18 protein-coding genes are annotated in these 19,475 nt (G+C 64.9%); 16 read left to right on the forward strand and 2 right to left on the reverse strand.

Annotated features, from left to right (window positions below):
- Positions 1-492: 492 nt before the first annotated feature.
- From mraZ to V6Z91_RS12970, 16 genes are all read left to right on the forward strand, one after another.
- The gene (gene mraZ / locus V6Z91_RS12895) at positions 493-921 is read left to right on the forward strand and encodes a division/cell wall cluster transcriptional repressor MraZ (protein ID WP_338770873.1); all 429 of its coding nucleotides are present in this window, start codon (positions 493-495) and stop codon (positions 919-921) included.
- Positions 922-932: 11 nt separating this feature from the next.
- The gene (rsmH, locus tag V6Z91_RS12900; RefSeq protein ID WP_338770874.1) at positions 933-1,910 is read left to right on the forward strand and encodes a 16S rRNA (cytosine(1402)-N(4))-methyltransferase RsmH; all 978 of its coding nucleotides are present in this window, start codon (positions 933-935) and stop codon (positions 1,908-1,910) included.
- A complete protein-coding gene (gene ftsL / locus V6Z91_RS12905; protein WP_338770875.1) occupies positions 1,907-2,179 on the forward strand; it encodes a cell division protein FtsL in 273 nt (90 codons plus the stop codon). Before rsmH ends, ftsL begins: the two co-directional genes overlap by 4 nt.
- Positions 2,176-3,954 carry a penicillin-binding protein 2 gene (locus tag V6Z91_RS12910; RefSeq protein ID WP_338770876.1) on the forward strand — a complete coding sequence of 593 codons (1,779 nt, stop codon included), beginning with the start codon at positions 2,176-2,178 and terminating at the stop codon, positions 3,952-3,954. Before ftsL ends, V6Z91_RS12910 begins: the two co-directional genes overlap by 4 nt.
- Entirely contained in the window at positions 3,955-5,508 is a 1,554-nt protein-coding gene (locus tag V6Z91_RS12915) for a UDP-N-acetylmuramoyl-L-alanyl-D-glutamate--2,6-diaminopimelate ligase (RefSeq protein WP_338770877.1), read from the forward strand. It abuts the gene before it with no gap.
- Positions 5,508-6,896 (forward strand): UDP-N-acetylmuramoyl-tripeptide--D-alanyl-D-alanine ligase, encoded by a 1,389-nt coding sequence (murF, locus tag V6Z91_RS12920; RefSeq protein WP_338770878.1) that lies wholly within the window; start codon positions 5,508-5,510, stop codon positions 6,894-6,896. The genes V6Z91_RS12915 and murF overlap by 1 nt, the downstream gene beginning before the upstream one ends.
- Before the next feature lie 2 nt (positions 6,897-6,898).
- Complete coding sequence (mraY, locus tag V6Z91_RS12925; protein WP_338770879.1) at positions 6,899-8,068, forward strand: phospho-N-acetylmuramoyl-pentapeptide-transferase; 1,170 nt, start codon at positions 6,899-6,901, stop codon at positions 8,066-8,068.
- Positions 8,069-8,072: 4 nt separating this feature from the next.
- Positions 8,073-9,587 (forward strand): UDP-N-acetylmuramoyl-L-alanine--D-glutamate ligase, encoded by a 1,515-nt coding sequence (murD, locus tag V6Z91_RS12930; protein WP_338770880.1) that lies wholly within the window; start codon positions 8,073-8,075, stop codon positions 9,585-9,587.
- The gene (gene ftsW, locus V6Z91_RS12935; RefSeq protein WP_338770881.1) at positions 9,587-10,798 is read left to right on the forward strand and encodes a putative lipid II flippase FtsW; all 1,212 of its coding nucleotides are present in this window, start codon (positions 9,587-9,589) and stop codon (positions 10,796-10,798) included. The genes murD and ftsW overlap by 1 nt, the downstream gene beginning before the upstream one ends.
- Positions 10,799-10,842: 44 nt before the next feature.
- Positions 10,843-11,910 (forward strand): undecaprenyldiphospho-muramoylpentapeptide beta-N-acetylglucosaminyltransferase, encoded by a 1,068-nt coding sequence (gene murG / locus V6Z91_RS12940; RefSeq protein ID WP_338770882.1) that lies wholly within the window; start codon positions 10,843-10,845, stop codon positions 11,908-11,910.
- Between the two features lie 16 nt (positions 11,911-11,926).
- On the forward strand, positions 11,927-13,321 hold the full coding sequence (gene murC, locus V6Z91_RS12945) for a UDP-N-acetylmuramate--L-alanine ligase (protein ID WP_338770883.1): 1,395 nt from the start codon (positions 11,927-11,929) through the stop codon (positions 13,319-13,321).
- Positions 13,318-14,274, forward strand: a complete 957-nt coding sequence (locus tag V6Z91_RS12950; protein WP_338770884.1) for a D-alanine--D-alanine ligase — start codon at positions 13,318-13,320, stop codon at positions 14,272-14,274. The genes murC and V6Z91_RS12950 overlap by 4 nt, the downstream gene beginning before the upstream one ends.
- Before the next feature lie 7 nt (positions 14,275-14,281).
- Entirely contained in the window at positions 14,282-15,043 is a 762-nt protein-coding gene (locus V6Z91_RS12955) for a cell division protein FtsQ/DivIB (RefSeq protein ID WP_338770885.1), read from the forward strand.
- A 34-nt stretch (positions 15,044-15,077) separates the two neighbouring features.
- Positions 15,078-16,310: a cell division protein FtsA gene (ftsA, locus tag V6Z91_RS12960; protein ID WP_131147587.1), complete on the forward strand. Its 1,233-nt coding sequence runs from the start codon at positions 15,078-15,080 to the stop codon at positions 16,308-16,310.
- 120 nt (positions 16,311-16,430) lie between these two features.
- The gene (gene ftsZ / locus V6Z91_RS12965; RefSeq protein WP_338770886.1) at positions 16,431-17,639 is read left to right on the forward strand and encodes a cell division protein FtsZ; all 1,209 of its coding nucleotides are present in this window, start codon (positions 16,431-16,433) and stop codon (positions 17,637-17,639) included.
- Between the two features lie 178 nt (positions 17,640-17,817).
- Positions 17,818-18,321, forward strand: coding sequence for a peroxiredoxin (locus V6Z91_RS12970; protein WP_338770887.1), 504 nt, complete (start codon positions 17,818-17,820; stop codon positions 18,319-18,321).
- Between the two features lie 49 nt (positions 18,322-18,370).
- On the opposite strand, the gene V6Z91_RS12975 is transcribed toward V6Z91_RS12970, so the two are convergent.
- Positions 18,371-18,811: a DUF2628 domain-containing protein gene (locus tag V6Z91_RS12975; RefSeq protein ID WP_338770888.1), complete on the reverse strand. Its 441-nt coding sequence runs from the start codon at positions 18,809-18,811 to the stop codon at positions 18,371-18,373.
- Positions 18,812-18,991: 180 nt separating this feature from the next.
- On the reverse strand, positions 18,992-19,318 hold the full coding sequence (locus tag V6Z91_RS12980) for a DUF2628 domain-containing protein (RefSeq protein WP_338770889.1): 327 nt from the start codon (positions 19,316-19,318) through the stop codon (positions 18,992-18,994).
- Between the last annotated feature and the right edge of the window lie 157 nt (positions 19,319-19,475).

Raw genomic sequence — 19,475 nt, forward strand, 5'->3', positions numbered from 1 at the left:
AAAAGTGTTGCCCCTTCGCTAGCGCCCCCGGAAGCGCTCACTGCGTCTACAACGGTGTACTGATGCGGTGACAGTGTCGGGAAACGGCGACACACCCATCCATTTCCGGCCCTCCGGCAGCGTTGTCCCGCCGCTACTCAGCCGTTGTACTTGGGCAACATTATATTTTTCTCAAATTTTAATTTTTGCTTAATAGAAGCCTTTGGTACCTCGCCGTAGATGAGGTAGCACATGCATTAAATTGCCTAGGTACCTGATTTTGCGACGTTTTCTGTCTTGAGGCTGCTTGAACGATACGCGCTAAGTCCTTAATTTCATTAGTAAAAATGGCCATTTGCCGCTCGGAAATCGCTTGACCACTGTCGTGTCGCCCTTTAAAGTGGGCACCTGTGTCAAAAAGTGTCGTTTTGTGGGATTCCGGGGCGGAGACGGCGCCACCCAAAATCAACAACAGATTTTCCAAAACTCAGGTTCTAAAGAGAAAGTACAGCCGTGTTCCAGGGCGCTTCCGCGATCAATCTCGATGCGAAAGGCAGGATGTCCATTCCCGCCAAGCATCGTGACGCGCTGATGATCCAGTGCGAAGGTCGCCTCACGCTGACCAAGCACCCGGACGGCTGCCTGCTGATGTACCCGCGCCCTGTATGGGAAGCAAAGCGCGACCAGATCGCTTCGTGGCCCATGTCGGCCCGCGGCTGGCAGCGCATCCTGCTGGGCAATGCCAGCGATGTGGAAATGGATTCGGCGGGCCGGATCCTGGTGGCGCCGGAATTGCGCGCCGCTGCCGGGCTTGGCCGCGAAGTCGTGCTGTCGGGCATGGTGACGCATTTCGAAATCTGGGATCCGGTCAAACGCGCCGAAAACGAGCAAGCCACGATCGACGTCGGCATGCCGGACACCTTGTCCGATTTCTCCTTCTGAGGTCCCGCCCCATGACGAACACAGCGGTGCCAGAATTCCAGCATCGTACGGTGCTGCTAGACGAAGCGGTCGACGCGCTCGCCATCGCCGGCGCGCGCGCCGACGGCATCTACGTCGACGGCACCTTCGGCCGCGGCGGCCACAGCCGCCTGCTGCTCTCGCGCCTGGGCGCCAATGGCCGCCTGGTCGCCTTCGACAAGGATCCGCAGGCGATCGCCACCGCCCTGCAGATCGCCGATCCGCGCTTTGCGATCGTGCACGACAGTTTTGCCACGATGGCATCCGCCCTGGCCGAGCGCGGCATCGGACAGGTCGATGGCGTGCTGCTCGACCTGGGCATCTCCTCGCCGCAGGTCGACGATGCCGCGCGCGGCTTCTCATTCCGCAACGACGGTCCGCTCGACATGCGGATGGACACGACACGCGGCATCTCCGCGGCCGAATGGCTGGCCACGGAATCGGAACAGACTCTTGAAAAGGTGATCAGGGATTATGGGGAAGAACGGTTTGCTTTTCAGATTGCAAAGGCGATTGTTGCTCGCCGGGCAGTCGAGCCAATTTCAAGCACACGACAGCTTGCCGGCATCGTGGCAGGCGCGGTCAAAACCCGGGAGAAGGGCAAGGATCCGGCCACACGCACCTTTCAGGCTATCCGGATTTTCATCAATCAAGAGCTTGAGGACCTCGAGGCAGGACTGAGGCAAGCCTACGACGCGCTGGCGCCGGGCGGCATCATGGCCGTGATCAGCTTCCACTCGCTGGAAGACCGCATGGTCAAGCGCTTCTTCGCCGAGCGCGCCAACGTGCCGCAGCCGGACCGCCGCCTGCCGATCCGCGCGGCCGACCTGCCGCAGCCCGAGGTCAAGCTGCTGGCCAAGATCAAGCCTTCCGATCGCGAAGTGGACGAGAACCCGCGCGCCCGCTCCGCCGTGCTGCGCGTGGCGATGCGCCTGCCGCGCAGTGGCAATCCCGTGGAGAAGCCGGCATGAGCGGCAAGCTCGCCGCCGTGCTGGCCGCGCTGCTCGTGGGCTGCGCGCTGTCGCTCGTTAACGCGCAATACCGGGCGCGCCACCTGTTCATCGAACTGGAACGGGCGCAGGCCAAGTCGCGCCAGCTCGACATCGAATGGTCGCAGCTCCAGCTGGACCAGTCCACGCTGGGCAAGCACGCCCGCATCGAGGAAATCGCGCACAAGGACCTGGGCATGACGCAGCTGACGCCGGCGCGCACCCAGTACCTGACGGAGGGCGAGGAATGAGCCGCTCGAACGCCGCCGGCTCGCGCGTGGCCGCCTCGAAGGGCGTGTCGTTCTCGAAGAGCCCCGTGCTCGCCGTGCGCCTGCCCACCTGGCGCTCGCGCGTGGTGCTGTTCGTGCTGTTCGCGGCCTTCACGGCCCTGGCCGTGCGCGCCGTATGGCTGCAAGGCCTGTCCACCCAGTTCCTGCAGAAGCAGGGCGAGATCCGCTACGCCCGCACGATCGAACTGCCGGCCACGCGCGGCAAGATCATGGACCGCAACGGCCAGGTGCTGGCGTCGTCGATTCCCGTGAAAGCCATCTGGGCGATCCCGGACGACGTGCTGCAGGCGCCGCCGGAAAAACTGCGCGCCCTGGCGGGCCTGCTGGACATGAGCGAGGCCGAGCTGCGCAAGAAGCTCGACTCGGACCGCAATTTCGTCTACCTGAAACGCCAGGTCGAGCAGGACGTCTCCGACAAGATCGCCGCGCTGAAGATCGACGGCATCGACACTCGCAAGGAATACAAGCGCTTCTACCCGCAGGGCGAAGTGATGACACACGTGGTGGGCTTCACCAACGTGGAAGACGTCGGCCAGGAATCGATGGAGCTGGCGCACCAGAAGACGCTGGTCGGCCAGACCGGCACGCGCCGCGTCATCAAGGACCGGCTGGGCCATATCGTCGAGGACATCGGCGCCAAGCACGAACCGCACGACGGCAAGGACCTGGTGCTGTCGGTCGATTCGAAGATCCAGTACATCGCCTTCACCCAGCTGAAGGCCGCGGTCGAGAAGTTCTCCGCCAAGGCCGGCGCGGCCGTGGTGCTGGACGTGCACACGGGCGAGGTGCTGGCGCTGGCCAACTACCCCAGCTACGACCCGAACGATCGCCGCAAGCTCACCGGCGCCCAGCTGCGCAACCGCGTGATGACCGATTCCTTCGAGCCGGGTTCCACGCTCAAGCCCATCACCGTGGCGCTGGCGCTGGACAAGGGCATCGTCAAGCCGCACACCAACATCGATACCGGCAACGGCCGCTACACGATCAAGGACCGCACGATCAGCGACACCAAGGCGCACCACGTGATCAATGTGCAGCAGATCGTCGAGATGTCGTCGAACATCGGCACCTCCAAGATCGCCCTGTCGATGCAGCCGCAGGAGATGTGGGAGATGTTCACCAAGGTTGGCTTCGGCCAGCAGCCGAAGTGGGGCTTCCCCGGCGCCGTGGCCGGTCGCGTGCGCCCGTACAAGAACTGGCGCCCGGTCGAGCAGGCCACCATGAGCTACGGTAACGGCATTTCGGTATCGCTGATCCAGCTGGCTCGTTCCTACCTGATGTTCGCGCGCGACGGCGACCTGATTCCGCTCACCTTCGAAAAGAGCCACGACATGCCGCAGGGCCAGCAGGTCATCAAGCCGGAAACCGCGCGGCAGATGCGCGAAATGCTGGAAATGGTCGTCTCCGGCAAGGACGGCACCGCCAAGCAGGCCCAGATCCCGGGCTATCGCGTGGGCGGCAAGACGGGCACCGCCTACAAGGTGGAAAACGGCCGCTATGCGATCCCGCGCAAGTACATCGGCTCCTTCGTGGGCATTGTGCCGTTGTCGGCACCGCGCTTCGTGATCGCGGTGATGATCGACGAGCCCACGCAGGGCGGCCACTACGGCGGCCAGGTGGCCGCCCCCACTTTCGCCAAAGTCGCAGAGAACGCGCTGCGCGCCATGAACGTGCCTCCCGACTCCACCGTCACGGAAATCGTGGCGCCGACGGGCAACGAAGGGGAGGCCATGTAAATGACGAACATGAATAATAACGACGACATCAACACCATTGCTGCCTGGATCAGGCAGGCCGCGCCGGGCGGCCAGCTGGCATCCGACTCGCGCCGGATCAAGTCCGGCGATGTATTTTTCGCATATCCCAACAACAGCGCGGGCGACGCCGGCGACGGCCGCAACTATATAGAACGGGCCATCGAGCAGGGCGCCGCCGCCGTGCTGTACGACCCGCAGGATTTCCAGTGGAAAGCCGAATGGCAGGTGGCCGGCCGGGCCGTGCCGGACCTGAAGCGCACCGCGGGCCCGATCGCGCACGCCGTGTACGGCATGCCGGATGCCGGCATGTTCACGGTCGGCATCACGGGCACGAACGGCAAGACCTCGTCCGCCGTGTGGCTGGGGCACGCGCTGTCGCGCGCCGGCGAGACCGCCGCCGTGATCGGCACGCTGGGCGTCGGCCTGTTTCACAGCTCCACCTACGGCCGCACCGAACCCGAATTCACCTCCACCGGCTACACCACGCCGGACCAGGTGCTGCTGGCCCGCACGCTGGACGAATGCCGCGCCGCCGGCGCGCGCTCGCTGGCGATCGAAGTTTCGTCCATCGGCCTGGAACAGGGCCGCGTGTCGGGCATGCACTTCGACGTGGCGCTGTTTACCAACCTCACGCGCGACCACCTCGATTTCCACGGCTCGATGCAAGCCTACGAGGCGGCCAAGCAGAAGCTGTTCGCGTGGCCCGGCCTGAAGGCGGCCGTGATCAACCTGGACGATCCGGCCGGCGTGCGCATCGCCGCCCTGGTGAATGGCGCCCAGGTGATCGGCTACACGCTCAAGCCTGACAGCGACGTGCCGGCCATGCCGGGCATGGCCGTGCTGCGCGCCAGCCAGGTCAAGAGCCGCAGCGCGGGCACCGAATTCCACCTCGACTCGCCCTACGGTTCGGCACAGGTGAAGACGCGCCTGGTCGGCGCGTTCAACGTCAGCAATGCGCTCGGCGTGCTGGGCGCCCTGCTGGCGAAAGGCATGCCCCTGCGCGCCGCCGTCGACGCGATCGAGGCGCTCACGCCCGCGCCGGGCCGCATGCAGCTGGTGGGCGGCAACGATGCGCCGATGGTCGTGATCGACTACGCGCACACGCCCGATGCGCTGGAAAAAACGCTGGAAGCGCTGCGCCCCGTGGCCACTGACCGGGGCGGCCAGCTGTGGTGCGTGTTCGGCTGCGGCGGCGACCGCGATCCGGGCAAGCGCCCGCAGATGGGCCGCATCGCCCAGGCGGCGGACCACGTGCTCGTCACCAGCGACAACCCGCGCAGCGAAGACCCGCACGCGATCATCGCGCAGATCGTGGCCGGCATGGATGCCGGCCGCCCCGCGCAGACCATCGAGGACCGGGCCGCCGCGATCCTCTCCGCCGTCAAGCACGCCGCGAAGAACGACGTGATCCTGGTGGCCGGCAAGGGCCACGAACCCTACCAGGAGATCAAGGGCAAGAAACTGCCGTTCTCCGATGCCGACCACGCCCAACTGGCATTGACAGCTCGACTGACGATGATGAGGCCGAACTGATGCGCGCAACGGTGGACCAGATCCTGGGCGCGCTGACCGGCGCACGCATTGCAGGCAACCTCGGCGGCGATGCGATCGCCTTCGATGGGGTGTCGACCGACAGCCGCACCGTGAACCCCGGCGCGCTGTTCGTCGCGCTGCGCGGCGAAACCTTCGATGCGCACGATTTCCTGCCTCAGGTGGTGCAGAAGGCCGCCGCCGTCGTGGTCGAGAAACTGCCCGATGGCTGCACCTCGCCAGCCATCGTGGTGCCGGACACGCTGGTCGCCCTCGGCGAGATCGCCCGCTGGTGGCGCAATCAGTTCGACCTGCCCGTCATCGGCGTCACCGGCAGCAACGGCAAGACGACCGTGAAGGAAATGATCGCGGCCATCCTGGCTGCCGCGCACGGCGAAGAAGACCGGCTGGCGACCCGCGGCAACCTGAATAACGAGATCGGCGTGCCGCTCACGCTGTTCCGCCTGGCCCCGCACCATTCCTCCGCCGTCATTGAACTGGGCATGAACCATCCCGGCGAGATCGGCCGCCTGGCGAAGATCGCCGCGCCCACGATCGGCCTGGTGAACAACGCGCAGCGCGAGCACCAGGAATTCATGCACACGGTGGAAGCGGTGGCACGTGAAAACGGTGCAGTGCTGGCCGCGCTGCCGGCCGATGGCGTGGCGGTATTCCCGTCGCACGACGAGTTCACGCCGATCTGGCGCGAGCTGGCCGGCGCGCGGCGCACGCTGACCTTCGGCCTGAGCAAGGAAGCGGACGTGAGCTGCTCCTTCCGCCCGGCCGATTTCGGCTCCCAGATGTTCGTGTCGATCCGCCGCGCGGACGGCGCGTTCGACCAGTTCTATGCCGGCATGCAGGCCGCCGGCGAACACAATGTGCGCAACGCGCTGGCCGCCGTGGCCTGCACCTACGCCGCCGGCATTCCGCTCGATCGCATCAAGGCGGGGCTGGACAACTTCGCGCCCGTGAGCGGCCGCCTGCAACGCAAGCAGGCCGCCAACGGCGCCGTGGTCATCGACGATACGTACAACGCCAACCCGGATTCGGTGCGCGCCGCGATCGACGTGCTGGCGAACAGCCCGGCGCCGCGCGTGCTGGTGCTGGGCGATATGGGCGAGGTGGGGGCCCAGGGGAAGGAATTCCACGAAGAGATTGCCGCCTATGCGGCGGGCAAGGGCATCGAACAGGTGCTCGTCACGGGCGAACTGGCGCAGCATATGTCCGGCCATGCCCACCATTTCAAGGAGTTCGACGCGTTGCTGGCGGCAGTCGATGCCGCCGCGACGCCGCACGCAACAGTTTTGATCAAGGGCTCCCGTTTCATGAAGATGGAGCGGGTCGTGCAGCATTTGATTGGATCGCAACAAGCTAACAAGGAAAACCACTGATCATGCTGCTCTGGCTCGCACAGTACCTGCAGGACGATATCGGCGCCTTCCGCGTCTTTAACTTCATTACATTCCGCGCCGTGTTCGCCACGATCACGGCACTCGTGATCGGCCTTGTCGCCGGTCCCGCCGTCATCCGCAAGCTCACGGCCATGAAGTACGGCCAGGCCGTGCGCACCGACGGCCCGCAAACGCATCTGAAAAAACACGGCACGCCCACGATGGGCGGCGTGCTGGTCCTGATCGCGATCGGCGTTTCCACGCTGCTGTGGTGCGACTGGTCGAACCGGCTGATCTGGCCGGTCATCGTGGTAACGATCGGCTTCGGCGCCGTGGGCTGGGTCGACGACTACCGCAAGGTGGTGCGCCAGGACCCCGAAGGCATGCGCTCGGCCGAAAAATACTTCTGGCAGTCGCTGGTCGGCGTGGCCGCCGCGCTGTACCTGGCGTTCTCCGTGTCGGCACCCACGCCGGCCGAAGTGTTCAAGCTGTTCTTCAACTGGGTGCAGTCCGGCTTCTCGATGGACCTGCCGCCGAAGGCCGACCTGATCGTGCCGTTCTTCAAGACGATCAGCTACCCGCTGGGCGTGTGGGGCTTCATCGCGCTGACCTATTGCGTGATCGTCGGTTCCTCGAACGCGGTCAACTTCACGGACGGCCTGGACGGCCTGGCCATCATGCCGACCGTGATGGTCGGTTCGGCCCTGGGCCTGTTCGCCTATCTCACCGGCAGCGCCACGTACTCGAAGTACCTGTTCATCCCGCATATTCCCGGCGCGGGCGAATTGATCATCTTCGTGGGCGCCATGGCCGGCGCTGGCCTGGCTTTTCTCTGGTATAACACGCATCCCGCGCAGGTGTTCATGGGCGACGTCGGCGCGCTCGCGCTGGGCGGCGCGCTCGGCACCATCGCCGTCATCGTGCGCCAGGAAATCGTGCTGTTCATCATGGGCGGCATCTTCGTCGCCGAAACCGTGTCCGTGATCATCCAGGTGGGCTGGTTCAAGTATACGAAGAAGCGCTATGGCCAGGGCCGCCGCGTGTTCCTGATGGCGCCGCTGCACCATCATTTCGAACAGAAGGGCTGGAAGGAAACGCAGGTCGTGGTCCGCTTCTGGATCGTGACGATGATGCTCGTCCTGGTCGGCCTCTCCACCCTGAAACTGCGTTGATACCATGATCTACACCGGCAAAATCGCGTTGGTACTGGGCCTCGGCGAATCGGGGCTGGCGATGGCGCAGTGGCTGGCCCGCTGCGGCGCGCTGCTGCGCGTGGCCGACACGCGCGCCGTGCCGGACCGGCTGCCCGCCCTGCGCGAGGCGGTGCCGGGCACGCAGTTCATTTCCGGCCCGTTCGATGCCGCGCTGCTCGACGGCGTGGACTTCGTCGCCGTCAGCCCGGGCCTGGCACCGAACCGCGAACTGGCCGACATCCTGCCGGCCGCGCAGCAGAAGAACATTCCCGTCTGGGGCGAGATCGAACTCTTCGCCCAGGCGCTGGCCTGGCTGAAGACCGATCGCGCCTATGCGCCGAAGGTCATCGCCATCACGGGAACCAACGGCAAGACCACCGTCACCACGCTGACGGGCCAGCTGTGCGAGCGCGCCGGCCTGTCCGTGAAGGTGGCCGGCAATATCAGTCCCGCCGCGCTGGACGTGCTGCGCGAAGCGATGGATGCGGCGCAGTCGGAAAACTCGTTGCCGCAGGCCTGGGTGCTGGAACTGTCCAGCTTCCAGCTGCACACCACGTATTCGCTGCAGGCCGACGCCGCCACGGTGCTGAACCTGACGCAGGACCACCTGGACTGGCACGGCTCGATGCAAGCCTATGCGGACGACAAGGCCCGCATCTTCGGCGAGCACACCGTGCGCGTGCTGAACCGCGACGATGCCTGGACCATGCGCATGGCCAACCCGATCGGCACGAATGCGACCTTCGGCACCGGCGAACCGGAGGGGCTGAACAGCTTCGGCCTCGTGAACGAGCGCGGCATCTGGTGGCTGGCCACGGCCGAGCCGGCGGACGACGCCGAACCTGCCCGGAAACGCCGCAAGAACGAACCCGTGCCGGCCGTCGAAACCTATGTCAAGAAATTGATGCCGGCCGACGCGTTGCAGATCCGCGGCACGCACAACGCCACCAACGCGCTGGCCGCGCTGGCACTGTGCCGCGCGATCGGCCTGCCGTTCGCGCCGCTGCTGCACGGGCTGCGCGACTACAAAGGCCAGCCGCACCGCGTGGAACTGGTGGCGTCGATCAACGGCGTCGACTTCTACGACGACAGCAAGGGCACCAACGTGGGTGCCACCGTGGCCGCCATCGATGGCCTGGGCAAGAGCTTCGGCGGCGAATCGCAGAAGATCGTGCTGATCGCCGGCGGCGACGGCAAGGGCCAGGAATTCGATCCGCTCGCCGGCCCGGTGTCGCGCTACGTGCGCGCCGTGGTGCTGATCGGCCGCGATGCGCCGGCCATCCGCGCCGTGCTGGCCGGCACCGGCGTGCAGCTGGAAGACTTCGCGACGCTGGAAGAAGCGACCAAACGCGCGGCCGCGCTGGCCCATGCCGGTGACGCCGTGCTGCTGTCGCCCGCCTGCGCCAGCCTGGACATGTTCAAGAACTACGCGCATCGCGCCCAGGTGTTCATCGACACCGTGCGCGAGATCGCGCTGGATGCGGGACAGGAGATCTGATGGCTTTCCAGCTGCCATTCAAGTTCTCCGGCGGCGGATCGGTCACTCCGATCGATATCCGCGCGCGCCAGTCGCGCATGATGGAGTACGACAAGCCGCTGCTGTGGGTGATCATCCTGCTGCTGTTGACGGGAATGGTGATGGTGTATTCGGCATCGATCGCCTTGCCCGATTCGCGCAAGTACGCTTCGTACTCGAATTCGTATTTCCTGACGCGGCAGGCCACCTTCATCGCCATTTCGGCGGTGATGGCGCTGCTGGCGTTCCGCATTCCCATCGCCACCTGGCAGCGCTGGGCGCCTTACCTGTTCATCGGCACCTTGTTCCTGCTGGTGCTCGTGCTGATTCCCGGCATTGGCGTTGTCGTCAACGGCGGCCGGCGCTGGCTGTCGCTCAAGTTCTACAACCTGCAGCCTTCCGAGCTGATGAAGCTGTTCATCGTGCTGTACGCGGCCGACTACACGGTGCGCAAGCAGCAGTTCATGCACAAGCTGACAAAGGGCTTCATGCCGATGGCGATCGCCGTCAGCGTGGTCGGCCTGCTGCTGCTGCTCGAGCCCGACCTGGGCGCCTTCGGCGTGATCGTCTGTATCGCCATGGGCATCCTGTTCCTGGGCGGCGTGAACGCGATCTGGTTCGGCGGCATCGCCGGCATGCTGGTCACGATCTTCGTGTCGATCATCGCGCTGTCGAAGTTCCGGCGCGACCGCTTCTTCGCCTACCTGAATCCGTGGGAAGAAGAGAATGCCCTGAACAAGGCTTACCAGCTCACGCACTCGCTGATCGCCTTCGGCCGCGGCGAGATCTTCGGCGTGGGCCTGGGCGGCAGCGTGGAAAAGCTGCACTACCTGCCGGAAGCGCATACCGACTTCCTGCTGGCCGTGATCGGCGAGGAACTGGGCCTGATCGGCGTGCTGGTTGTCATCGGAATGTTCTACTGGATCGTTAAACGCGCTTTCGAGATCGGCCGCCAGGCGATCGCCATCGACCAGACCTTCGCCGGCCTCGTCGCCAAGGGCATCGGTATCTGGATCGGCATCCAGACGTTCATCAACATGGGAGTGAATTTGGGCCTGTTGCCCACCAAGGGATTGACCTTGCCGCTGATGAGCTACGGCGGCACGGGTGTGCTCGTGAACTGCCTCGGCCTCGCGATCCTGCTGCGGATCGATTACGAGAACCGGGTCCTGATGCGGGGCGGACGAGTATGAATATGCAAACGACCGCGCAAGCTACCGCGCAAACGGGCGCGAAAATGAAGAGGCTCGTGATCATGGCGGCCGGCACGGGCGGCCACATCTTCCCCGGCCTCGCGATCGCGCAGACGATGCGCGCGCGCGGCTGGGAAGTGAGCTGGCTGGGCACGTCGCATGGCATGGAAGGCGACCTGGTGCCCAAGGCCGGGGTGATGATGGACGTGATCCATTTCTCCGGCATGCGCGGCAAGGGCCTCGGCCACACGATTTCCGGCGCGTTCAAGATGCTCAAGGCGTTCCGGGACTGTTACGGGATACTGAAGCGCCGCAAGCCCGACGCCGTGCTGGGCATGGGCGGCTACGTGACGGTGCCCGGCGGGATGATGACGAAGCTGCGCAACGTGCCGCTGGTGCTCGTCAATGCCGACGCGGCGCTGCTGCTGTCGAACAAGACCCTGGCGCCGGTGGCCTCGAAAGTGTGCTTCGGCTTCCCGGCCGACTTCGGCCGCGCCGCCGGCAAGGCTGTCGTGACCGGCAACCCGGTGCGCAAGGAAATCCTCGACCTGCCGGCACCGGAGCAGCGCTTCGCCGGCCGCGAAGGCCCGCTGCGCGTGCTCGTCGTGGGTGGCAGCCTGGGTGCCAAGGCGCTGAACGATGCGCTGCCGGCCGCGCTGGCCCTGCTCCCGGCTGCCGAACGCCCCCTGGTGACGCACCAGTCGGGCAAGAAGAACATCGATGCCCTGCGCGCCGGCTACGCGCAGGCGGGCGTGCAGGCGAACGTGGTCGACTTCATCGACGACATGGCGGGCGCCTACGCGCAGGCCGACGTGGTGATCTGCCGCGCCGGCGCGATCACGGTTTCCGAACTGACGGCGGCCGGCGTTGCCAGCGTGCTGGTGCCGCTGGTGGCATCGACGACGAGCCACCAGCGCGACAACGCGCAATGGATGGCGAAACAGAACGCGGCGATCCACCTGCCGCAGAGCGAACTGAGCGCGCAGAGCATGGCGGCGCTGCTGCAAACGCTCACGCGCGAGCGCTGCCGTTCGATGGCGGTGGCGGCGCACGCGGTGGGCAAGCGCGACGCGAACGACGCGATCGCACAAGTACTCGAACAACTGGCATAGACGAACCAATATAACAATGCAACACAAGGTAAAGAACATTCACTTCGTCGGCATCGGCGGCAGCGGCATGAGCGGCATCGCCGAGGTGCTGGTCACGCTCGGCTACAACGTCAGCGGCTCCGACCTGGGCAGCAATGCGGTCACCCAGCGCCTGGCGGACATGGGCGCAAAGGTATTCCAGGGCCACGCGGCCGAATACATCGGCGAAGCCGACGCGGTGGTCACGTCCACCGCTGTCGCCGCCGACAACCCGGAAGTGCTGGCCGCCCGCGCGAAAAAGATCCCGATCGTGCCGCGCGCCGTCATGCTGGGTGAGCTGATGCGCCTGAAGCGCGGCATCGCCATCGCCGGCACGCACGGCAAGACCACGACCACGTCGCTGGTCGCTTCCGTGCTGTACCAGGGCGGCCTCGATCCCACGTTCGTGATCGGCGGCCGGCTCACCGCGGCCGGCGCCAACGCCAAGCTGGGCTCGGGCGAGTACCTGGTGGCCGAGGCGGATGAATCGGACGCGTCGTTCCTGAACCTGGCGCCGATGATCGAGGTGATCACGAACATCGATGCCGACCACATGGACACCTACGAGCACGATTTCGAAAAGCTGAAACAGGCATTCGTGCACTTCACGCACCGCCTGCCGTTCTATGGCCGCGCCATGCTGTGCATCGACGATCCGCACGTGCGCAGCATCCTGCCGCAGGTGACCAAGCCCGTCACCACCTACGGCTTCGCCGACGACGCCGAAGTGCGCGCGGTGAACGCGCGTGCGGTCGGCACGCAGATGCACTTCACGGTGCTGCAGGAAGGCTTCCCCGACCTGGACATCGTGCTGAACCAGCCCGGCATGCACAATGTGCAGAACGCCTGCTCGGCCGTGGCGATCGCGCGGGAGATCGGCGTCGAGGACAGCGCCACGCAGGCCGGCCTGGCCGGCTTTGCCGGCGTGGGCCGCCGCTTCACGAAGTACGGTGACGTGGCCATTCCGGGCGGCGGAACCTTCACGCTGGTGGACGACTTCGGCCACCACCCTGTCGAGACGGAAGTAACGCTGGCCGCCGCGCGCGCCGCCTATCCCGGCCGCCGCCTCGTGCTGGCGTTCCAGCCGCACCGCTACACCCGCACGCGCGACCTGTTCGAGGACTTCGCCCGCGTGCTGTCGGTGGTGGACGTGCTGGTGCTGGTCGAGGTGTACCCGGCAGGCGAGGCGCCGATCGTCGGTGCCGACGGCCGCTCCCTGGTGCGCGCGATCCGCGCGCGCGGCAAGACGGAACCGGTGTTCGTCGAAACGATCGGCGAGGTGCCGGAAACGATCATGAACGTGGTGCGCGACGGCGACGTCGTGCTCACGATGGGCGCTGGCGCAATCAGCGGCGTTCCGGGCAAACTCATTCATTACGGAGCATCGGCATGAGCATCGCGAAGGAAGAAGCGCAATCGTTCGGCAAGGTCGGCGTGCTGTTCGGCGGCCGCTCCGCCGAGCGCGACGTCTCCATCATGTCCGGCACAGGCGTGCTGCAGGCGCTGCAAAGCCAGGGCATCGACGCCCACGCGTTCGATCCGGGCCAGCGCTCGCTGGCCGAACTGGCGGCCGAGAAGTTCGACCGCGTGTTCATCGCGCTGCACGGCCGCTACGGCGAGGATGGCACGCTGCAGGGCGCGCTGGAACTGCTGGGCATTCCCTACACGGGCAGCGGCGTGATGGCCAGCGCGATGGCGATGGACAAGATCACCACCAAGATCCTGTGGCTGAAGGCAGGCTTGCCCACGCCCGAATACGCGGTGCTGCATGACGACAGCGACCTGGCGGCGGTTGCCGCGAAGCTGGGCCTGCCGCTGATCGTCAAGCCGCCGCACGAAGGTTCGTCGATCGGTTTCTCGAAAGTGGAAGCGCTGGAAGAATTCGCGGGCGCATATGCCAAGTGCGCGCCGCTGGACGATTCCGTGCTGGCCGAGTCGTTCGTGGCAGGCCGCGAATTCACCGTGGCCGTGCTGGGCACGGGTGCCGGCGCCCGCGCGCTGCCGGTGGTGGAGATCGTGGCGCCGAAGGGCAACTACGATTACCAGAACAAGTACTTCACCGACGACGTCCAGTACTTCTGCCCACCGCAGCTCGACGAGGCGATCCAGGCCGAGATGCGCCGCATCGCCGTGGAAGCCTATCGCACGCTGGACTGCGAAGGCTGGGCGCGCATCGACGTGCTGCTGCGCGAGAGCGACAACCGCCCGTTCCTGCTGGAGGCGAACACCTCGCCCGGTATGACGAGCCACTCGCTGGTGCCGATGGCCGCTCGCGCGGAAGGCATGTCGTACGAGGCGCTGTGCGTGGAAATCCTGCGCTCGGCGCGGCTCAAGACCAAGGGATAAGACAGCAATGTGGCACGACGCGAAAGCCTTGAACGCAACCGCCAGCACGATCTTCGCGCTGGTGTTTGGCGTTTGCGTCGCCGCCGGCATCTGGTGGATCGCGCACCGGCCGATCTTCGACCTGCGCACGATCCGCGTGGAAGCGATGGAGCGCGCCGAACTGCGGCACGTAAACCTGCTCACGCTGAGGAACGGCACGCAGGGGCGCATCCGCGGCAACTTCTTCACGGCGAACCTGGAACAGGTGCGCCAGGTGTTCGAGGCGGTGCCGTGGGTGCGCCGCGCCACGGTGCGGCGCGAATGGCCGAACCAGCTGATCGTGGAAGTGGAAGAGCACGAGGCGCTGGGTACCTGGGGCGAGGATGGCCGGCTGCTGTCGGTGAAGGGCGATGTGTTTACGGCCAACCTGGCCGAGGCCGAAGAGGATCACGAGCTGCCGCAGTTCTCCGGACCGGATGGCAGCGAGAAGGAAGTGCTGTCGCGCTATGCCGAGCTGCGCAAGTGGTTCGCGCCGGCGAAGCTGGTGCCGGCGGGGCTGGCCCTGTCGGGCCGCTATGCGTGGACGGTCACGCTGGACAACGGTGCCGTGGTGGCGCTGGGCCGCGAGCAGACGCCCACGATGCTGAAGGAGCGCGTGGCGCGCCTGGTGTCGGTGTGGCCGCAGCTGGCTGCGCGCGTGCCCGATATCGAAACGATCGATATGCGCTACCAGAACGGCCTGGCGCTGTCGGCAACTGGATTGAAGATACCGGCCGAAAAGAAGAAGTAGGCCAAGTAGTACAACGAATACATACGAGCAGATAATGACAAAAGACGCGAAAAACCTGATCGTCGGCCTCGACATCGGCACCTCGAAGGTGGTGGCCGTGGTGGCCGAGGTGATGGGCGATGGCCGCCACGAAGTGATCGGGCTGGGACAGCACGAATCGAAGGGCCTCAAGAAGGGCGTGGTGGTGAACATCGAAGCGACCGTGGAATCCATCCAGCGTGCCCTCGAGGAAGCGGAGCTGATGGCCGACTGCAAGATCCGCAATGTGTATGCGGGCATCGCGGGCAGCCATATCCGCAGCTTCAATTCGAGCGGCATGGTGGCGATCAAGGAAAAGGAGGTCACGGCCACCGACGTGGCGCGCGTCATCGAAACGGCCAAGGCGGTTAACATCCCCACTGATCAGCAGCTGCTGCACACCGTGCCGCAGGAATTCATCGTGGACAGCCAGGAAGACGTGCGCGAGCCGATCGGCATGAGCGGCATCCGGCTGGAGGTGAAAGTACATATCGTCACGGGCGCGGTGAGCGCCGTGCAAAACATCGTCAAGTGCGTGCGGCGCTGCGGGCTCGAGGTCTCGGACCTGATCCTGCAGCCGATGGCATCCGCGGATGCCGTGCTCACGCCGGACGAAAAGGAATTGGGTGTAGTGCTGATCGATATCGGCGGCGGCACCACCGACGTTGCAGTGTTCTCGGACGGCGCGATCCGCCATACGGCAGTGATCCCGATCGCCGGTGACCAGATCACCAACGACATCGCGATGGCCTTGCGGACGCCCACGTCCGAAGCGGAGGAAATTAAGATCCGCTACGGCGTGGCAAAGCAGGTACTGGCGGATCCGGGTGAACACCTGGAAGTGCCGGGCCTGGGCGACCGCGGCCCCCGCAACCTGTCCCGCCAGGCGCTGGCTGCCGTCATCGAGCCGCGCGTGGAGGAACTGTTCGCCATGGTGCACCAGGTGGTGCGCGAGTCCGGATACGAGGGCGTGCTCTCGTCCGGCATCGTGCTGACCGGCGGCTCCTCGATCATGCCAGGCATGGTCGAAATGGCGGAGGACATCTTCCTGAAACCGGCGCGCCTCGGCACGCCGGACTATCGCGGCCAGCTGGCCGACGTGGTGCGCAGCCCCCGCTACGCCACCGTGCTCGGCCTGCTGCTGGAGGCGAAGAAGCAGTATCTGCGCGGGCACATCGTGACGCGCCAGGACGGGTCCGTGAAGGCGGTCTGGCAACGCATGAAGGAATGGTTCCTCGGGAATTTCTGAGGACACAGTAGAAACCAGGGTCGAGTAATTTTAAAATATTCGCGGTCGTCAAGCCCGGTCCTTCTACCGATAAGCAAGGGCTGGCAATTGAAGGGCGCATTCTTCTTCTAGGAGCACATCATGGAGTTCGATATGGTCGATAACGCATCACTGGGAACGGTGATCAAAGTGGTCGGTGTGGGCGGCGCGGGCGGTAACGCGGTGCAGCACATGATCAACAAGGGCATGAGCGGCGTGGAATTCATCGCCGCCAATACGGATGCCCAGGCGTTGTCGGCTTCCAAGGCCGACAACATCATCCAGATCGGCGAGACCGGCCTGGGCGCGGGCATGAAGCCCGACGTCGGCCGCAAGCTGGCCGAGGAATCGCGCAACCGCATCGAGGATGCGCTGCGCGGTGCGCACATGGTGTTCATCGCCGCCGGCATGGGCGGCGGCACCGGCACCGGCGCCGCCCCGATCGTCGCGGAAGTGGCGAAGTCGCTGGGCGCGCTGACCGTGGCCGTGGTCTCCAAGCCGTTCTCGCACGAAGGCCAGAAGTGCATGGAGATCGCCGAAGAAGGCCTGGAGCAGCTGTCGCAGAACGTCGACTCGCTGATCGTGATCCTGAACGAGAAGCTCGAAGAGATCTACGAGGATGAATCGCTGATCGAATGGCTGCAGCATGCCGACGACGTGCTGAACAACGCGGTCGCCGGCATCGCCGAGATCATCAACGTGCCGGGCCACATCAACGTCGACTTCAACGACGTGAAGACGATCATGGGCGAGCAGGGCAAGGCCATGATGGGCACCGCCGTCGCTTCCGGCGTGGACCGCGCGCGCATCGCCGCGGAACAGGCCGTGGCATCGCCGCTGCTGGACGGCATCGACCTGTCCGGCGCGCGCGGCGTGCTGGTCAACGTGACCGCGAGCCGTGGCCTGAAGGGCAAGGAAATCAAGGAAGTCATGGCTGCCGTGCGCGCCTTCGCCGCGCCGGACGCATCGATCGCACAGGGCATCGCTTACGACGATTCGATGGGCGATGCGATCCGCGTCACCGTGGTGGCCACGGGCCTGGGCAAGAACAAGAAGCACGTGCAGTTGGTGCCGCAGCAGATGCTGCGCACGGGCACCCACAACAACCCTTTGAACCCGCAGGCTGGCCTGGCCGGTGCCACCGGTTCCGTGACGATGGGCGCGGGCGTGGCCGGCGGCCACTCGTTCGAAGGCATGAAGGCGCCGGCCGTATGGCGCCGCGAATCGGCTTCCGAGCAGGTGCGCGCGATGGAAAAGAACGGCATGGAAACCTACGACATCCCGGCCTTCCTGCGCAAGCAGGCCGACTGATCGGATTGGATTCGCGGAGTCCTCGCGGGCTCCGTCTTCGCCGGCCTACGTGAGAGGGGCCGGCGCTTTCGAGCGGGTTCGCTCGCGCTCTGGCATACTGCCGGAGCTGCCGCCTCGGGTAGCTGCCCGCGGCGGTTTTTTTTCGCCTAGTTTTTCTGCTTGAGTGAGGAGTACGAACATGACCATCAAAATCGGCGATACCCTGCCGGAAGGCACGCTGTCCGAATACATCGAAGTCGAAACCGAAGCCTGCTCGCTGGGCCCCAACACGTTCAACGTGCAAGACCTCGTCAAGGGCAAGAAGATCGCGATCTTCGGCCTGCCGGGCGCCTACACGCCCACCTGCTCGGCCAAGCACGTGCCCGGCTTCGTGCAGCACGCGGAAGAGTTCAAGGCCAAGGGCGTGGACGAGATCTGGTGCATCGCCGTGAACGACGCGTTCGTGATGGGCGCCTGGGGCCGCGAACAGAAGTCCACCGGCATCGTGCGCATGATGGCCGACGGTAACGCCGCCTTCACGAAGGCGCTGGGCCTGGATGCCGATTTCTCGAAATTCGGCATGGGTACCCGCTCGCAGCGCTACTCGATGCTGGTCGAGGATGGTGTCGTCAAGCAGCTGAACATCGAGCAGGGCGGCAAGTTCGAGGTGTCGAACGCGGAGACGCTGCTGGGCCAGCTGTAAGCAGACTGAGTCGAAGGCAAGGCCGCGCATTGCGCGGCTTTTTTATTGGTTACCACCAGCCGCGGTCATTGAGGACCTTGTGTTTGTAGTAGGACCGATTTGCCATGATGGAGAAAAAGACTGCTCCTCCAAGGTTCACAGGGTTTGGCCGCCGTTTACCTACTTCATTAGACCCAAAATACACGGTGAAAATTATCGAAATCGCCACCACAGTGAGCGTATACGATAATGCGCGCCGCCACATTCCCTTTGCCAGAAAGTAGAGTGCCCCGAACAGAAACGCCCAGATGTTGAAGCCCGCCCTCAATCTGTCATCGAACGGAAGAATAAGCATGTTGGCTCGCGTGGAGCCGCCTGCCCGTTCGATCAGAGCGAAGCGGTTTTTCCAGACCAAAGGCAGTTCGTCGAGCGACGGGGGCAACTTGTGATTACAGCTGAAGCAACCGGAGACGTGGTCTGCCGAGATACCGCAATTTTCGCAGGCATGCATGGAAGGCTCCCGACGTTCGCGCCGACCAGCTCGACGCTTCGACATACAGGATAAGGTCTTGCGCACCATGGATATTGCGCTGATGCAATTCCTCGCTCGATTCCATGCTGGTATGAGACACAAAGCAAAAAAGCCCCGGCCGCACCGGGGAAAAGGGGGAAAACAGGGACAATGCGCGGTCTACCACCAGCTGTCGTCGCCGAGCACGGCATGCTTGTAGTAATCCAGATTCGCGCGCCACGCATACACGATCGCGGAGAGGGCCGCGGCCATGTTCTGGGCCAGCTCAGGCGGCACATTCAACCGTTCGGCGCACCACAGGAATACGAGCGTCATGGCGACGAGCAGGGCGGTCAGCGCGATGCCACGCTTTACCATGCCTTTGCAAAGGTAGTAGACGAATCCGAACAGCAGTGCAAACACATTGCAACGGATGCGAATGCGGGCGATGACGGGCAGCTGGTCCAGCTTCGGCAGTTCGACGCCGCCGGCCCGGTCGATCGCCATGAATTTGTCTCGCCAGACAAGCGGCAGTTTCTGCGGCGCGGCATATTCGAGCGGGACGGCGGGGGTGGGACGGCAAGTGGTGCACAGTGCACTCGTGATGAAATGCGTGCCGCAGTGCTGGCAAATCGACATAAATCCTCCGTGAATTGATCTTGAT

Source organism: Massilia sp. METH4 (genome assembly GCF_037094685.1).
In the GTDB taxonomy this organism is placed as follows: domain Bacteria; phylum Pseudomonadota; class Gammaproteobacteria; order Burkholderiales; family Burkholderiaceae_D; genus Rugamonas.

What these genes read in the sequence shown, in the direction of transcription:
- V6Z91_RS12915 (WP_338770877.1), top strand. Translation starts at nt 3,955, where the DNA reads ATGACGAACATGAATAATAACGACGACATCAACACCATTGCTGCCTGG.
- ftsW (WP_338770881.1), top strand. Translation starts at nt 9,587, where the DNA reads ATGGCTTTCCAGCTGCCATTCAAGTTCTCCGGCGGCGGATCGGTCACT.
- ftsA (WP_131147587.1), top strand. Translation starts at nt 15,078, where the DNA reads ATGACAAAAGACGCGAAAAACCTGATCGTCGGCCTCGACATCGGCACC.
- ftsL (WP_338770875.1), top strand. Translation starts at nt 1,907, where the DNA reads ATGAGCGGCAAGCTCGCCGCCGTGCTGGCCGCGCTGCTCGTGGGCTGC.
- V6Z91_RS12955 (WP_338770885.1), top strand. Translation starts at nt 14,282, where the DNA reads ATGTGGCACGACGCGAAAGCCTTGAACGCAACCGCCAGCACGATCTTC.
- V6Z91_RS12950 (WP_338770884.1), top strand. Translation starts at nt 13,318, where the DNA reads ATGAGCATCGCGAAGGAAGAAGCGCAATCGTTCGGCAAGGTCGGCGTG.
- murF (WP_338770878.1), top strand. Translation starts at nt 5,508, where the DNA reads ATGCGCGCAACGGTGGACCAGATCCTGGGCGCGCTGACCGGCGCACGC.
- V6Z91_RS12910 (WP_338770876.1), top strand. Translation starts at nt 2,176, where the DNA reads ATGAGCCGCTCGAACGCCGCCGGCTCGCGCGTGGCCGCCTCGAAGGGC.
- murC (WP_338770883.1), top strand. Translation starts at nt 11,927, where the DNA reads ATGCAACACAAGGTAAAGAACATTCACTTCGTCGGCATCGGCGGCAGC.
- ftsZ (WP_338770886.1), top strand. Translation starts at nt 16,431, where the DNA reads ATGGAGTTCGATATGGTCGATAACGCATCACTGGGAACGGTGATCAAA.
- murD (WP_338770880.1), top strand. Translation starts at nt 8,073, where the DNA reads ATGATCTACACCGGCAAAATCGCGTTGGTACTGGGCCTCGGCGAATCG.
- murG (WP_338770882.1), top strand. Translation starts at nt 10,843, where the DNA reads ATGAAGAGGCTCGTGATCATGGCGGCCGGCACGGGCGGCCACATCTTC.
- V6Z91_RS12970 (WP_338770887.1), top strand. Translation starts at nt 17,818, where the DNA reads ATGACCATCAAAATCGGCGATACCCTGCCGGAAGGCACGCTGTCCGAA.
- mraY (WP_338770879.1), top strand. Translation starts at nt 6,899, where the DNA reads ATGCTGCTCTGGCTCGCACAGTACCTGCAGGACGATATCGGCGCCTTC.
- V6Z91_RS12975 (WP_338770888.1), bottom strand. Translation starts at nt 18,811, where the DNA reads ATGCATGCCTGCGAAAATTGCGGTATCTCGGCAGACCACGTCTCCGGT.
- V6Z91_RS12980 (WP_338770889.1), bottom strand. Translation starts at nt 19,318, where the DNA reads ATGGCGATCGACCGGGCCGGCGGCGTCGAACTGCCGAAGCTGGACCAG.
- rsmH (WP_338770874.1), top strand. Translation starts at nt 933, where the DNA reads ATGACGAACACAGCGGTGCCAGAATTCCAGCATCGTACGGTGCTGCTA.